This window comes from Halomonas sp. MES3-P3E (assembly GCF_002836035.1).
GTDB lineage: Bacteria > Pseudomonadota > Gammaproteobacteria > Pseudomonadales > Halomonadaceae > Vreelandella > Vreelandella arctica.
The window spans coordinates 1-13,784 of the sequence record NZ_PJBT01000005.1 but is presented as its reverse complement, the minus strand read 5'-3'; the positions used below and the strand labels follow the sequence as shown (position 1 = coordinate 13,784).

Sequence of the window (13,784 nt, the reverse complement as noted above, 5' to 3'; positions counted from 1 at the left end):
TAATCCGCGTAAACTAATTTATAAGCCGGGGTTTACGATGGGTTATCTAATGGGCGTTACCGCCCTGTGGGCATTTTCCTTTTCGTTGATAGGGGTTTATCTGGCAGGGCAGGTCGACAGCTACTTTGCGGTGCTGCTACGAGTAACGCTTGCCATGCTGGTGTTCCTGCCGTTTTTACGCCCCGGCCTGTTGCGCGGTAAGCAGCGGCTCGCCCTCATGGGATTGGGTGCCATCCAATTGGGGGTGATGTACACCTTCTTCTACCAATCCTTTTTGCTGTTATCGGTGCCTGAAGTACTGCTGTTCACGATCTTTACGCCTATCTATATCGCACTGCTGGATGACCTGCTGTTTGGCCGCTTTACCCCCATCTATCTCGTGACGGCACTGCTTGCAGTTCTCGGGGCAGGCGTCATCCGCTATGACGGTGTCGATAGCGGCTTCTGGATGGGCTTTCTAGTGGTGCAAGGGGCAAACCTTTGCTTTGCTATTGGACAGGTAGGTTATCGTCGATTAGCGGCTGATTTGCCGCCTACGCTGGCGTGGCACAATGTGTTTGGCTGGTTCTTCATTGGCGCAATGGTAGTGGCATTACCCGCTTATTTACTTTTCGGCAACAGCGCTGCATTACCGACCACTTCGCTGCAGTGGGGCGTATTGGCCTGGCTGGGGTTAGTGGCGTCTGGCGTTGGCTACTTTGCCTGGAATCAGGGCGCCACTAAAGTGGATGCTGGCACGCTAGCGATTATGAACAATGCGCTGGTGCCAGCAGGGCTTATCGTTAACCTGGTGATTTGGAACCGCGATGCGGATATCCCGCGCTTGCTGCTAGGTGCGCTTATAATCGCGGCCTCGCTGTGGCTCAACCATTGGTGGTGCCAGCGTCGTCAAGTGGCCGTTAGCTAAGCCTATTTGCCCGATACCTCCGGTGTCTCCATAATGGCGGCTTCTGTTAGCGAGAGTCGGCCCATGAGCAACACCTTACCGCCAGATGCCAAATCTTCAGAGGCTAGCTCGCTCTCCAGCGATCAATCAGGCAGGCCCTTTAAAACCATCGGGCTGATTGGTCGGTTGGGTAGCGATAAAGTAATCGATTCTCTGCAGCGCCTGGTGACCTATCTCGTCGCCCATGAGTATTCGGTGCTGGTGGAAGACCGCACGGCTACTGCCTTGCCGCACCATGGTCAACCGGAAGCAAGCCGCCGCATGTTGGGGGAGCTGTGCGATCTGGTGATCGTGGTGGGAGGCGATGGCAGCTTGCTTGGTGCGGCGCGTACGCTCTGCCGAAGCGGAACGCTTATTTTAGGGGTCAATCGTGGCCGCTTAGGGTTTCTTACTGACATTTCGCCAGATGAGCTGGAAACTCGTGTTAGTGAAGTGCTCGCGGGCGAATTTGAGATTGAACAGCGTTTCCTGTTAGACGCCGTGCTCTACCGTAACGGTGTTGCGGTGGGCAACGGCGATGCCTTGAATGAAGTCGTTCTGCACCCCGGCAAAGCGGTGCGCATGATTGAGTTTGAATTGTTTATTGATGGTCAGTTTGTTTATAGCCAGCGCAGCGATGGCTTAATTGTCGCCACGCCTACCGGCTCTACGGCTTATGCACTCTCGGGTGGTGGGCCGATCATGCACCCCAAACTTGATGTAGTGACGCTGGTGCCGATGTTTCCCCATACGCTGTCGAGTCGGCCAATCGTGATTGATGCCGCCAGCGAAATCCGTATTCATATTGGCGAAACTAACCAAACCTATCCGCATATAAGCTGCGATGGGCAAACGCGGGCGGTAGCGAAGCCTAACGATGTGTTGGTGATTACCCGTAAGCCTGAACGCGTTCAACTGGTGCACCCCATCGGACATAATTTCTACGAAGTGCTGCGCAGCAAATTAGGCTGGAGCCACCGGTTGGGGGATTAAGCATGCAGCGTGAAACGCAAGGCAGGCCTCAGCTGGAAGGATATGACCTGATTGGTGATGTCCACGGCTGTGGCGCTACGTTAGCCGCATTACTCGAAAAGCTGGGTTATCATCAGCGCAGCGGTGTATACCGCCACCCACACCGCAAGGTGATTTTCCTTGGCGACCTGATTGATCGCGGGCCGCGTATTCGCTTGGCTGTGACCATTGCCCGGCGGATGGTAGAGCAGGGCGAGGCCTACATTGTGATGGGTAACCATGAGTACAACGCCCTGGCGTATACCCATCCAGGGCCTGAAGGTAGCCACAAGCGCTGGCTGCGTGAGCATACTCCTCGGCATAATCGCATTATTCAAGACACCCTAGAGCAGTATCGCGACTACACCAACGAGTGGGAAGATACGTTGGCGTGGTTTAAAACTATCCCGCTCTGCCTTGAGATAGATGGGATTCGGGTGGTGCATGCCTGCTGGGATCAGACGCTGATTGACGAGCTAAAGCAGCGACGTCCTGATCAATGTATGGACACCGAGTTTTTGGTTGAATCCACCGACCCCACTACCCAAGCGTATCAAATACTAGATCGCCTCACTCGAGGCCCGCATGTCTCGCTGCCTGAAGGGATTGCGATACACTCTGGCGATGGCTTTACGCGGAAAAGTTTCCGCGCCCACTTTTGGGCTCAAGACCCACAACAGTGGGGTGATGTGGTCTTCCAACCGGATAACCTGCCCGGCGATCTTGAAACCCGCGAACTCACGGCCGAAGAGCGGCAGCAATTGAGTTATTATGGGCCAGAACAGCCGCCGTTATTTATTGGTCACTACTGGTGCGAAGGGATACCGTCGCTTCCCGCTCGCAATATCGCCTGTTTAGACTACAGCGCGGTCAAATATGGCCGGTTAGTCGCTTATCGCTGGAGCGGGGAGGCGACGCTAAATGCCGACCACTTTGTATGGATTAAGGTGCCGAAAGAGGAGCGGGCATTGCCGAAACCATGGGAAATTGATTTTGATTAGGTGATTATTTCTTTGGTTACTTTTTTTTACATAATTTTTGCAAAACGGCTGAACTAACGCTGCTGTCGGCTATCAGAGTAAGTGTTCCCTTGAATGATCCCTTGCTTTTATTCTCCGGCGGTCCCCACCGCCGGTTTTTTTTGCCTGCTTGTTGGCAGCCGATAGCTCGCCCAATACCTACTCGCTGCGGTCAGCGTGCCGTTAGCGCATTGATTAGAGGGATGTTATGCATCCAGTGATGCTTTTGCCCGATCACGCGGATACAAGCGAACTGCGCAAGGCACTTTGGCGCCACCGCATTGGTCACCGCATTACCGACGAGGCCGACGGCCAGCTGCTATGGATTGCTGACCCTCGTCAGCACGATGAATTAAAAGCACTGGTAGAGCGCTGGACACAGGGGGAACCCCTGGAGCTTCAGCACTCAGCCAAGCGTTCACGCAACATGACTGCTTCCCTGACTTCTCTCAAACAAGTGCCGGTGACGGCCTTGATGATTGTGATAAGTGTGGTGGTGTTTGCCCTGATAGAGGTGTTCGGTGACCAACTGATCGTGACGTTGACCATCGTGCCCATCGGTATTTCAGGGGGTGAGCTGGTGTTCGGTCAGCTGTCGCAAACGCTCTCGTCAGGGCAGGTGTGGCGCTTACTATCGCCTGCATTTCTGCACTTTGGCTGGATGCATTTGATATTTAATCTGATGTGGGTGTGGTACTTCGGCCGTCAGATTGAAGCGCTGCAGGGCAGCCGCACTATGCTACTGCTGCTTGTTGTGGCGGGCATAGGGGCCAACATCGCTCAGTACCTGACCGGTACCGTATTGTTTGGCGGTATGTCCGGTGTGGTTTATGCACTGCTGGCCCACGTTTGGTTGATGTCCCGGCGGGTGCCCAGAAGTGGTTTCTTTGTGCCACAAATGTTGGTGGTCTTCATGCTGGGGTGGATGGTGTTCACCATGACCGATATGGCGGGCAGCGTTGGTTTTGGTAATGTCGCTAATGAAGCGCATTTGGGTGGCCTACTCGTGGGGCTGGTCACAGGCTGGTATTATTCATCCCGCCGTTTGAAAAAACATTAAGAGGCCGCAATGAGCGAAATGACGTTCGAGAAAATGATTAACCAGATGACCCCAGCGATCTATGAGAGCCTGAAACAGGCGGTATCGCTGCGCAAATGGCCTGATGGTCGTCGCTTAACGCCCGAACAGACTGAGCTCTGTTTGGAAGCCGTGATGCGCTATGAAGCCGAGAACAATGTGCCGGAAGAGAGCCGCGTAGGCTATTTAGAGCAGCGTACCTGTGGGGCAGCTGCCAGCGGCGCTGATGTAACACCAGAAATGGCCGGCTTGGCACGGGATGCCACGCGTGATTGAAGCGGCAGTGCAAGGTTGTTTAAGCAAAATGGCGGCAGCGCTGCCTGATCGTCAGCATGAGCAGGTAACCTACCATTTGCGTGCAGGGGAGCATCGTGTCGCGCTTAATGAGCGTATCGGTGAGCCGCTTAGTTTGCGTTGGACAGGCGCGATTGCCTGTACCCACTGTGGGCGGGCGACCAAGAAGAGCTTTGCCCAAGGCCACTGTTACCCTTGCTTTAAGCGGTTAGCACAATGCGATACCTGCATTATGAAACCAGAAACCTGCCACTTTTTCCAAGGCACCTGCCGTGAGCCGGAGTGGGGAGAGAAGCACTGTTTTCAGCCTCACATCGTTTACCTGGCTAACTCTTCTGGCTTAAAAGTGGGTATTACGCGCAAAACCCAAATGCCGACCCGTTGGTTGGATCAAGGTGCGATACAGGCGCTGCCGATTCTGGAAGTCAATACCCGGCAGCAATCGGGGTTTGTCGAAATGCTGTTCAAAGAGCAGGTGGCCGATCGCACCAACTGGCGGGCCATGCTTAAAGGTGATGTTACAGCAATGGATTTAGCCGCTGAGCGTGACCGGCTGCTGAGCCTGTTAGCTGGCGGGCTGAATCAACTCCGCGAGACTCATGGGGCAGATGCCATTCGCACCTTGGAGCAGCCCGCACAAGAATTTCACTACCCGGTCAGCGTCTTCCCAAAAAAAGTGGTGTCGCATAATTTTGATAAGCAACCGGTGGTGGAAGGCGTGCTGCAAGGCGTCAAAGGCCAGTATTTGCTCCTTGATAGCGGCGTTATTAATCTCCGCAAATTCACAGGTTACGAGATCCAGGTGAGTTAATCGGCTAGCCAGAGTGCGGTGAGTTGGCTAAGGTTAGGGGGTAGCATTATCTCGCCTTAAGCAATGCAAGGAAGCCCCGATGCCCTGGCTTAAACTGCTTCACATTGCCGCGCTAGTGATCTGGTGCGGCTCGCTGTTGTATTTGCCCGCTTTGCTCAGCCAAACGCTGCAGCTACGTAAAGACTCGGGCTTTGCACAGGGTACGCCGCCAATGCCGCGGTTTTTTTATATCTCTTTTGCTACCCCTGCCGCCTTAGTGGCGATTGCGTCGGGTACGCTGTTGTTTCTTATCCATGGCATATTGGGCGGCTGGTTAATCTTAAAGCTTGGCGCCGTGGTGGCGATGGTGGCCGCTCATGGCTGTTTTGGCTGGTTAATACTGCGCCTTGAGCAGGGCCACTACCGTTGGGTGAAGCCCGCCAACTGGACAGCGCTATGCGTTGCGTTAGTGGCCATTCTCAGTGTGCTAGGCTTTGTATTAGCAAAACCGCTGGATTGGAGCTAACACTGTGGCTCTAGTCCTCAACGTCGACACCGACCGCATGTTCATACACCAGTTGGCCGCCCAGCAGGCCCGCCACGGCGATCAAGCCAGCGGTGATCAGCGATACGGCCAATCCCCAGGGCAAAATCGCGCTGGCGTCGTTAAAGCGCAGCAGCCAGTTCAGCGACGCCAGCGAGAGCATTACGACCGCTACGATGGCATGACTCCAACCGGTAATCAGGCGGCGAATACGCGGCACGGTGACCAAGTCAATAATCCCCGCCGTACTGGCAATCCAGCCGCCAAACGCACCGACGCCAGCCAGCCACAAGCTGGCGCGCAGCCAGAATTCATCACCACTCAGCAAAAAGCCGATATCGCTGGCCACCAGCGCCAACAGTGCAGCGACCGGGAAATGAATCATCACTGGATGCAATGGGTGGCCGGCGATAGAGGCGCGGCTTACGATCGAGAGTTGGCGAGTTTTTGCCATGGTCACTTCCTGTGGGCAGAAAAAGGAATTCAGGGATGAGGCTTAGACTTCAATGTTTAACACGTATCCAGCGCTTAACAAGTATTCAACGCTTAACCCAGCAGAGGGTCAACCGGCTGGGCATTCTGCTCGCCCTGTTAGCTGGATTACTGCTAACCGGCTGCGCGGGCGATAAGTCTATTCTAGACCCGGCAGGCCAAGCTGCGCGAGATGTGGTGATGATTTGGTGGGTGATGCTAGGCTTTGGCACCGTCGTATTGGTCATGGTCACCGTTTTTTGGCTGTATACCTTTAAGCGTAAAGAGGTGGCACGCACACCGGTAGAAGAGCGCCGGGTGGCACGGCGTTGGATTGTCGGCGGCGGGATAATACTGCCAGTCGCCAGTATTATCGCGCTGTTAACTTTTGGTGTGCCGACGGGGCAACGTATGTTAACGCTGCCTTTAAGTGATCCACCGGAAGTGATTGAAGTCATCGGCCATCAGTGGTGGTGGGAAGTGCGCTACCCAGGAGCGGAAGGCGGCGAAGTGGTGACTGCTAATCAACTCATCATGCCGGCGGGTGAGCCCATTGATTTTCATGTCACCGGTGCCGATGTGATCCATGCCTTTTGGGTGCCGCGGTTAGGTGGCAAGATTGATATGGTTCCAGGGCGCATCAATAAAATACGCTTGGAAGCGGATGAGCCAGCGGTATTTGGCGCTCAATGCGCCGAGTTCTGCGGCGCCCAGCATGCCCAGATGCAGCTCTATGTAGAAGCTGTCGAGCGCGACGAGTACGACGCTTGGTTGGCTGACCGTCAAACGGATGAATTGTCGTCGCTAGCGACAAACGACCAACAGCATGAACCTGCCAGGGAGGCATTTATGACCCATTGCGCGAGCTGCCACCGGGTAGCCGGGCTCTCAACGGCTGGAGAAGGGCCTGACCTTTCTGATTTAGGCAGCCGTACCAGCTTAGGAGCGGGCATTATGGCCATGGAAGAGGGCGCGGTGACCCACTGGCTGCAACACCATCAACGTTTAAAACCAGGCAATAAAATGCCGCCCCACGATGATATTGACACCGCTACCTTGGCGTCCCTGGGTGCTTGGCTGGAGAGCTTGACACCATGACGACCATTAATCGTGAAGTGACGCCACCGGGCGATTTACCCGAAAATCCTAAGCGGTTGCACAACGATCTGCATGAGATCTGGGGAAATCCGCGCGGCTTAAAAGCACTGACCATTGTAAACCACACCACCCTTGGCCTGAGGTTCATGGTCACTGGGATGGTGTTTTTCTTGATTGGCGGCCTGTTGGCCATGCTGGTACGCACCCAGCTGGCGCTTTCTGATCAAGATTTCATGACACCGGATATCTATAACCAGGTCACCACCATGCATGGCACGGTGATGATGTTCCTGTTCGCTATTCCTATGCTCGAAGGGCTGGCGATTTACATGATTCCTAAGATGATCGGTGCCCGCGATCTGGTCTGCCCACGGCTGACATCGCTGGGCTACTGGTGCTATCTATTCGGCGGGATCATCTTAACGTTTAGTTTGGTGTTAGAGATGGCGCCGGACAGCGGCTGGTTCATGTATACCCCGCTCAGTAGTAGCGAGTATTCACCTGGTTTAGGTTCGGATTTTTGGCTATTGGGGATCACCTTTGTTGAAATCTCCGCCCTCTCTGCGGGTGTAGAACTGGTGGTTTCAATACTGCGTACGCGTACCCAAGGAATGGCGCTGCATAAAATGCCGCTGTTTGCCTGGTACATTCTCGCGATGGCTTTAATGATTGTGGTCGGTTTCCCGCCGCTGATTCTGGGCAGTATTTTACTTGAGCTTGAGCGTGCCGCGGGGATGCCTTTTTTTGACGCGGCCGGGGGCGGTGACCCCATTCTTTGGCAGCATCTCTTCTGGCTGTTCGGTCACCCTGAGGTTTACATCATCTTTTTACCGGCGGCGGGGATAGTGTCTACGCTGATACCGGTGTTCGCTGGCCGTCCGATTGTGGGCTATGGCTGGGTGGTTTTTGCCATTGTCACCACCGGCTTTATCAGCTTTGGGTTATGGGTCCACCATATGTTTACCGTGGGGATTCCCCAGCTGGCCCAAGCCTTCTTTTCAGCCGCCAGTATGCTGGTCGCGGTACCCACGGCGATTCAGGTGTTTGTTTGGCTGGCGACGTTATGGCTGGGTAAGCCGAAGATGAAGCTGCCGATGCTGTGGATATTAGGCTTCTTGATTATTTTTGTATGCGGCGGCTTAACGGGGGTAATGCTGGCGCTAGTGCCGTTTAACTGGCAAGTGCACGATACCCACTTCGTGGTGGCACATATGCACTACGTGTTAGTCGGCGGCATGTTCTTCCCGCTGGTCGCGGGGCTTTATTACTGGCTGCCACTCTTCTCTGGGCGTATGCCTTCTGAAACGCTGGGTAAGTGGGGCTTCTGGCTGACGTTCATCGGTTTTAATACCACGTTCCTGATTATGCACTGGACCGGGCTGCTGGGTATGCCGCGCCGTGTTTACTCTTATGACGCGGGCATGGGTTGGGATGTTTTTAATCTAATTTCTTCAGTAGGCGGCTTCATTATGTCGGCGGGGATTGCCATGGTGCTACTGGATTTTGCCCTACACTTCCGTTTTGGCAAGCCCGCTAAGCCTAATCCATGGAATGCTGATGGCCTTGAGTGGGCCAATAGCATGCCGCCAAGCGCCTATAATTTTGTCAGTTTGCCAAAAATCGAGACACGTCACCCGCTTTGGGATGACCCTGATCTGCCGCGCACTATAGCGGAAGGCCAGCATAGTTTGGCGGTAGCGACTCATGGGCGACGTGAAATGTGGGGAACCGATCCGTTAACCGGCAAAGTGCGCGAAATTATTCACCTGCCGGGGAACTCGTGGTGGCCGCTTTTCGCTGCGATGGCGTTGGCAGTGGTGTGTTTAAGTCTGCTGACTCGCCTTTACCCGTTGGCCGTTATCGCCGTGGTGGTCGCTGGATTGTTTCTATTGCGCTGGTCATGGGAAAACGGTGCACATCCTAAAGCCGCTCCTGATGCACGGGTGGCTCCCGGCGATCCACCGCTGCACTCGCGCACCATGGATGGTCCCGGGCTATGGGCAATGTCGATAACCATGCTCGCTAATGGCTCATTCTTCCTTTCCTATTTGTTTGGCTGGTTCTACCTTTGGACGGTCTCGCCTGAATGGCGAATGCCTGAGGTTTCACCGCTCTCCCTGGTGGGCCTGCTGTTGGCTGGTGGAGCACTCACGGTAGGTGCAGGCATCCTCGAAAAACTGATAAGTGGGTTGCGTCAGCAGCGTGATGCTGGGCTGTCACTAGGCATGTTTAGTATTAGTGCGCTTGGGTTTTTGCAGGTGGGCATCACGCTTTGGGTACTGCTGAGCGCAGACCTTGCGGTTAACGAGAACTCTCATGATGCAATCATTATGGTGGGTCTAGCGTATGCACTGTTTCATGGGGGTTTGGGTGCTGTGCTAACGCTGCTTCAGGGCCTACGGGTGGGTTATGGCTATGTGGGCGCCCATGCACCTTTTGAGCCCGCTGTCGTTGCTCAATTGTGGCGTTATAACGTGGCGACGTTCTGGATCATCGTGGGCGCGCTTGCCGTGCTGCCCCGTGTCATAGGGAGTTAGGCGGATGACCATCGTGATGCAGCGCTTACACCTCACTCACCCATTACACTTTGTTATTGGCTTAACGCTTTGGAGTGCTTGGTTTGTAACAGTTTACGGTGGCCATGCTGTGGCCTGTGAAGTCATGCCCCCTGACCCAGAACAAGGTGTTTTTACCCTCGTTAATGCGTTGCTGCTTATGGTCAGTCTTGCTGCCGTTGCGCTATTAGCCGCGTTAACGATGGGGTGTTACCGCATTAGCAAACGTCATGCCGGGCGGCTGCGCTTTAATGCACGGGTTTCTGCCGGGCTCTATCTCTTTTCTACCTTCGGCGTATTGTTTGCAGCGATGCCCATCATCGGTATTCCGCCTTGCCTGTGAGTGGTATGACTGACACTAACGCAGACAAGCTCTATACCCTTCACGGTATGTGGTGCACCAGTTGCGCGTTGGCCGTGGAAGGCTCCCTCAAACGGAGTGATGGCGTGTACGACGTTAGCGTGCATTATCCCAGCGCCACGCTCTGTATAAGCGGCACGCCAGCCGCGACTCAGCTCTCAGTGCTTGCCTCAAAGGTTAAGCGACTAGGCTACCGGCTGACGGAACTTGAGCCGGTGGGCGATGCCCATGCGCGACTGGAAGAGGAGAGCCGCTACCTCACACTTAGACTGATGGTGGGTTCGCTATTTGGCATGTGGACTATGCTTGCCTCAGTTCTGATCTACGCATCCGCCTTGCCCAATGAACAGGTCGAGCAGGTAGTGGCATGGGTGTCGGGTGCTTTTTCACTTCCCGTGGTGCTGTTTGCGGGCGTGCCGTTTTACCGAGCGGGGTGGCGTACATTGCTAGCCAAACGCCCTGGAATGGATGTGCTCGTCAGCCTTGGTGTATTTGGCGCGGTGCTCGTCTCGATCGGGCTTTTATGGCGCGGTTCATCGGAAGTATATTTCGATACGGCGGTGATGCTGATTGTGCTATTGCTAGTCGGGCGGTTAGTGGAAACGCTGTGCCGTCACCGTGGGTTAAAAGCGTTGGACGCATTAACACTACCGAACGCGAACATAAACGTTTACCAACATGAACATTGGGTAATGGTTCCTGCCGATGAAGTGGCCGCAGGAATGCGCGCCGAGTTAGCGCCAGGTGAGCTGGTAGCGCTTGATGGCACTCTGGAGGCGCCTGGCTGGATCGATACCGCCTCGCTGACCGGTGAAAGCCTGCCGCGCCACTTTCATACAGGTCAGAAGGTCTATGCAGGCTGCCGCTACCTGGGGGCAGCGCCGCTGGTAATGCAGGTGAGCGCCGGGGTAGGCAAGCGCCGGTTAGACCGTCTATGCGACGAAATGCGCCGCTATCAGGCCAAAAAAGGCGAGCTGCAGAAGCTAGCTGACCGCTTTGCCGCTTGGCTAAGCCCCTTAGCGCTTGTGCTGGCGTTACTGACGCTGCCTGCTGCGCTGTTATTTGGAACGGGCTGGGAAGAGGCCTTTGTGCGGGCGCTTTCCGTACTGGTGGTGGCGTGCCCCTGTGCTGTGGGGCTTGCCGTGCCGTTGGCAAGCCTTGCCGGTAGCAGTCAGGCCATGCAGCAAGGTATTGCGCTACGCGACCCGGCAGCGCTTGAAACCTTGGCGCGCATTCGCTCGGTAGCACTGGATAAAACCGGCACCTTAACGATCGGCAATCTTTCCGTGCTGCATTGGCAGGCGCGGGAGGGCGTTGATAAGCATACTGTGCAGCGCAAATTAAGCGCCGCCGTCGTTGGAAGCGAACATCCGCTAGCGCACGCGTTAACCCACTGGTCGGATGATCAACGTGATCAGCACCCTGAGCAGAATCCGGATCAGAATATAGAAGTAAATGAATCGCCTGGGGAAGGGCGCCGAGTGCAGCTAAATAGCGGCGAGTGGCTAACGCTAGGCAGCGCTAATTGGCTAACTCGTCAGCAGATTGCGTTGCCATTTCAAGCTGAAGACCCCGCGCTGACGTTTGCTTCTCAAGTAATGTTGGCTGACGAAGCGGGCTGGCTGGCCACGTTCTATCTGGCTGATCAACCGGTGGGGGATGCCGCTCCAAGCATGAAGCGTCTGCTCGCATCAGGCTATGTGGTAGCGATGATTAGCGGCGACCGGCAGGGGGCCGTTAGCTGGCTGGGTGAGCAGATAGGGCTTGCCCGAGAAGCTTGCTATGCCCAGCGTTCGCCTGAAGCCAAAGCGAGGCTGTTGCAGGCGCTACCATCGCCAACGCTTTACGTGGGTGATGGCTTGAATGATACGTTGAGCTTGGCCGCGGCTGATGTGGGTATTGCCCCGCTAAGTGCCAGCGAAGCCGCCCGTGAAGGGGCTTCTGCACAGCTCATGACACCGGGAATGGGTGGTGTAGTGCAACTGCTTAGCATTGCTAAACGCACCCGGCGCATCATGGTGCAGAATCTGTTCTTCTCGGCACTTTATAATACGCTGGCACTAGGGCTGGTAGCTGTGATGGCCATTCCGCCACTGGTCGCGGTACTCGCCATGGCGGCAAGTTCGCTGAGTGTCACGCTCAATGCCGCACGGTTAGCGTGGGCCGAGCCGGAGGAAAACGATCAGAGGGTTCCGGAATAGCCGAGTGCCTGTTTAAGCCGCTCGGCATTCGTTGCCACCCAACGTGGGTCAATCGCCCCCCAGTCACGTATTTGGTAGCGGCCAATGTTGTGGCGCTCGCCTTCATCTTTCGTAAATACGCACTCGATATCTAATTCGGCAAGGGAGGCTATCGTATCCTGGGCGGTACGCCGTGGCATGCCGGTGGCTTCAATGAGTGCAGGCACGCTGGCAGCGCCATGTTCGATCAGATGGGCCACGTATAAACGTCGGTAAAAACTCGATTTCGTTTTGCTAAGCGCGGACATTAGGCTTCCTTAACAGCAAATTGATTAAAGCGCTGCTTAGCTTAAAGGAATAAGTCGCCCTGCGCCCGTGGTGGGCGGAAATCCCGCGTGTTCAAGCCCTGCTCGGTGCGATCCTGCATGTTCCACTGGCGGCTGGCGCGGGCAAAGCGCTGGGCAATTAAATCCGCGAATACCCCTTCACCACGAAAGCGCTTTCCAAATTGGGCATCATAGGCTTTGCCGCCCCGGCACTGGCGCATAAGACTCATCACTTTGGCCGCGCGTTCTGGGTAATGAGCTTCCAACCACGCTTCAAATAGCGGCGCCACTTCGTAAGGTAAGCGCAGTAGCATCCAGGCCGCCGTTCTCGCCCCCGCACGGCTGGCTGCTTCTAGAAGCTTTTCAATTTCATGATCAGTCAGCCCTGGAATAACCGGCGAAATCAATGTGCCGACTGGGACTCCCGCGGTATTAAGTTCACGAATAGCCCGTAAGCGCGCTTGAGGCGACGCCGCCCGTGGTTCTAGCGTGCGCTTTAAATTGGCGTCCAGGCTGGTCAAGCTAACAAACACACGCACCAGGCGATGCTCTGCCATCTCTGCCAATAGTTCTAGATCGCGTAGCACCAGCGTACTTTTAGTTACCAGCGTTACCGGATGGCGGCACTCCAACAGCAACTCCAGCAAGCGGCGTGTGGTTTTATAAGTAGCCTCTAACGGCTGGTAGCAATCGGTGTTGCCGGAAAGGTTGATCGGACGGCACACATAGTTGGGGTGGCAAAGCTCCTCTGTTAACCGTTCCACCAACCCGCTGCGGGCAATCAACTTGGTTTCGAAATCCAGCCCTGGCGATAAATCCCAGTAAGCGTGGGAAGGGCGTGCGTAGCAGTAAACGCAGCCATGTTCACAACCACGATAAGGGTTCAGTGAGCGGTCAAATGGCAAGTCCGGTGATTTATTCCACGACAGTGCGCTCTTACTCACTTCCTCTCGCACTTCGGTGGCGATGGTCGTAGAGGCTTCCTCACGCCACCAACCGTCGTCTTCCACCACGCTATGGCTAGGTGCAAAACGGTTGTGCGGGTCATAGGTCGCTCCGCGTCCCTTGTAAGAGTTTGGCTGGAAAGGGGGGCCAAGAGATGCCATGGAATCACCTCTGTTAATATGATTAT

14 protein-coding genes are annotated in these 13,784 nt (G+C 55.2%); 11 read left to right on the top strand and 3 right to left on the bottom strand.

What is annotated here, in order from left to right:
• Nucleotides 1-37: 37 nt before the first annotated feature.
• From CXF87_RS01875 to CXF87_RS01845, 7 genes are all read left to right on the top strand, one after another.
• Nucleotides 38-907: a carboxylate/amino acid/amine transporter gene (locus CXF87_RS01875; RefSeq protein WP_101145264.1), complete on the top strand. Its 870-nt coding sequence runs from the start codon at nt 38-40 to the stop codon at nt 905-907.
• 63 nt (nt 908-970) lie between these two features.
• Nucleotides 971-1,918: an NAD(+) kinase gene (locus tag CXF87_RS01870; RefSeq protein ID WP_101145263.1), complete on the top strand. Its 948-nt coding sequence runs from the start codon at nt 971-973 to the stop codon at nt 1,916-1,918.
• A gap of 2 nt (nt 1,919-1,920) precedes the next feature.
• Nucleotides 1,921-2,937: a metallophosphoesterase gene (locus CXF87_RS01865; protein WP_232774512.1), complete on the top strand. Its 1,017-nt coding sequence runs from the start codon at nt 1,921-1,923 to the stop codon at nt 2,935-2,937.
• 226 nt (nt 2,938-3,163) lie between these two features.
• Nucleotides 3,164-4,015, top strand: coding sequence for a rhomboid family intramembrane serine protease (locus CXF87_RS01860; protein ID WP_101145262.1), 852 nt, complete (start codon nt 3,164-3,166; stop codon nt 4,013-4,015).
• 9 nt (nt 4,016-4,024) lie between these two features.
• On the top strand, nt 4,025-4,309 hold the full coding sequence (locus CXF87_RS01855; protein WP_008957007.1) for a YeaC family protein: 285 nt from the start codon (nt 4,025-4,027) through the stop codon (nt 4,307-4,309).
• A gap of 28 nt (nt 4,310-4,337) precedes the next feature.
• Entirely contained in the window at nt 4,338-5,138 is an 801-nt protein-coding gene (locus CXF87_RS01850; RefSeq protein WP_232774515.1) for a DUF2797 domain-containing protein, read from the top strand.
• 79 nt (nt 5,139-5,217) lie between these two features.
• Nucleotides 5,218-5,643 carry a CopD family protein gene (locus CXF87_RS01845; protein WP_008957005.1) on the top strand — a complete coding sequence of 142 codons (426 nt, stop codon included), beginning with the start codon at nt 5,218-5,220 and terminating at the stop codon, nt 5,641-5,643.
• Between the two features lie 10 nt (nt 5,644-5,653).
• Here CXF87_RS01845 and CXF87_RS01840 read toward each other — a convergent pair whose 3' ends face one another.
• On the bottom strand, nt 5,654-6,115 hold the full coding sequence (locus CXF87_RS01840) for a DUF2231 domain-containing protein (protein WP_008957004.1): 462 nt from the start codon (nt 6,113-6,115) through the stop codon (nt 5,654-5,656).
• A gap of 35 nt (nt 6,116-6,150) precedes the next feature.
• Between CXF87_RS01840 and coxB the strand changes: the two genes are divergently transcribed.
• Genes coxB through CXF87_RS01820 form a run of 4 tightly spaced genes read left to right on the top strand, consistent with a single transcriptional unit; the run spans nt 6,151 to nt 12,347 of the window.
• Nucleotides 6,151-7,230 carry a cytochrome c oxidase subunit II gene (coxB, locus tag CXF87_RS01835; protein WP_008957003.1) on the top strand — a complete coding sequence of 360 codons (1,080 nt, stop codon included), beginning with the start codon at nt 6,151-6,153 and terminating at the stop codon, nt 7,228-7,230.
• The gene (ctaD, locus tag CXF87_RS01830) at nt 7,227-9,767 is read left to right on the top strand and encodes a cytochrome c oxidase subunit I (protein ID WP_101145260.1); all 2,541 of its coding nucleotides are present in this window, start codon (nt 7,227-7,229) and stop codon (nt 9,765-9,767) included. The genes coxB and ctaD overlap by 4 nt, the downstream gene beginning before the upstream one ends.
• Before the next feature lie 4 nt (nt 9,768-9,771).
• A complete protein-coding gene (locus CXF87_RS01825; protein ID WP_101145259.1) occupies nt 9,772-10,128 on the top strand; it encodes a hypothetical protein in 357 nt (118 codons plus the stop codon).
• Nucleotides 10,129-10,133: 5 nt separating this feature from the next.
• Complete coding sequence (locus CXF87_RS01820; RefSeq protein ID WP_198555980.1) at nt 10,134-12,347, top strand: heavy metal translocating P-type ATPase; 2,214 nt, start codon at nt 10,134-10,136, stop codon at nt 12,345-12,347.
• Here CXF87_RS01820 and CXF87_RS01815 read toward each other — a convergent pair.
• Nucleotides 12,329-12,634, bottom strand: a complete 306-nt coding sequence (locus tag CXF87_RS01815; RefSeq protein ID WP_008956999.1) for a winged helix-turn-helix domain-containing protein — start codon at nt 12,632-12,634, stop codon at nt 12,329-12,331. The genes CXF87_RS01820 and CXF87_RS01815 overlap by 19 nt on opposite strands.
• A 41-nt stretch (nt 12,635-12,675) precedes the next feature.
• A complete protein-coding gene (locus tag CXF87_RS01810; RefSeq protein ID WP_008956998.1) occupies nt 12,676-13,758 on the bottom strand; it encodes a PA0069 family radical SAM protein in 1,083 nt (360 codons plus the stop codon).
• Nucleotides 13,759-13,784 lie beyond the last annotated feature (26 nt).

What these genes read in the sequence shown, in the direction of transcription:
- CXF87_RS01875 (WP_101145264.1), top strand. Translation starts at nt 38, where the DNA reads ATGGGTTATCTAATGGGCGTTACCGCCCTGTGGGCATTTTCCTTTTCG.
- CXF87_RS01870 (WP_101145263.1), top strand. Translation starts at nt 971, where the DNA reads ATGAGCAACACCTTACCGCCAGATGCCAAATCTTCAGAGGCTAGCTCG.
- CXF87_RS01865 (WP_232774512.1), top strand. Translation starts at nt 1,921, where the DNA reads ATGCAGCGTGAAACGCAAGGCAGGCCTCAGCTGGAAGGATATGACCTG.
- CXF87_RS01860 (WP_101145262.1), top strand. Translation starts at nt 3,164, where the DNA reads ATGCATCCAGTGATGCTTTTGCCCGATCACGCGGATACAAGCGAACTG.
- CXF87_RS01855 (WP_008957007.1), top strand. Translation starts at nt 4,025, where the DNA reads ATGAGCGAAATGACGTTCGAGAAAATGATTAACCAGATGACCCCAGCG.
- CXF87_RS01850 (WP_232774515.1), top strand. Translation starts at nt 4,338, where the DNA reads ATGGCGGCAGCGCTGCCTGATCGTCAGCATGAGCAGGTAACCTACCAT.
- CXF87_RS01845 (WP_008957005.1), top strand. Translation starts at nt 5,218, where the DNA reads ATGCCCTGGCTTAAACTGCTTCACATTGCCGCGCTAGTGATCTGGTGC.
- CXF87_RS01840 (WP_008957004.1), bottom strand. Translation starts at nt 6,115, where the DNA reads ATGGCAAAAACTCGCCAACTCTCGATCGTAAGCCGCGCCTCTATCGCC.
- coxB (WP_008957003.1), top strand. Translation starts at nt 6,151, where the DNA reads ATGAGGCTTAGACTTCAATGTTTAACACGTATCCAGCGCTTAACAAGT.
- ctaD (WP_101145260.1), top strand. Translation starts at nt 7,227, where the DNA reads ATGACGACCATTAATCGTGAAGTGACGCCACCGGGCGATTTACCCGAA.
- CXF87_RS01825 (WP_101145259.1), top strand. Translation starts at nt 9,772, where the DNA reads ATGACCATCGTGATGCAGCGCTTACACCTCACTCACCCATTACACTTT.
- CXF87_RS01820 (WP_198555980.1), top strand. Translation starts at nt 10,134, where the DNA reads ATGACTGACACTAACGCAGACAAGCTCTATACCCTTCACGGTATGTGG.
- CXF87_RS01815 (WP_008956999.1), bottom strand. Translation starts at nt 12,634, where the DNA reads ATGTCCGCGCTTAGCAAAACGAAATCGAGTTTTTACCGACGTTTATAC.
- CXF87_RS01810 (WP_008956998.1), bottom strand. Translation starts at nt 13,758, where the DNA reads ATGGCATCTCTTGGCCCCCCTTTCCAGCCAAACTCTTACAAGGGACGC.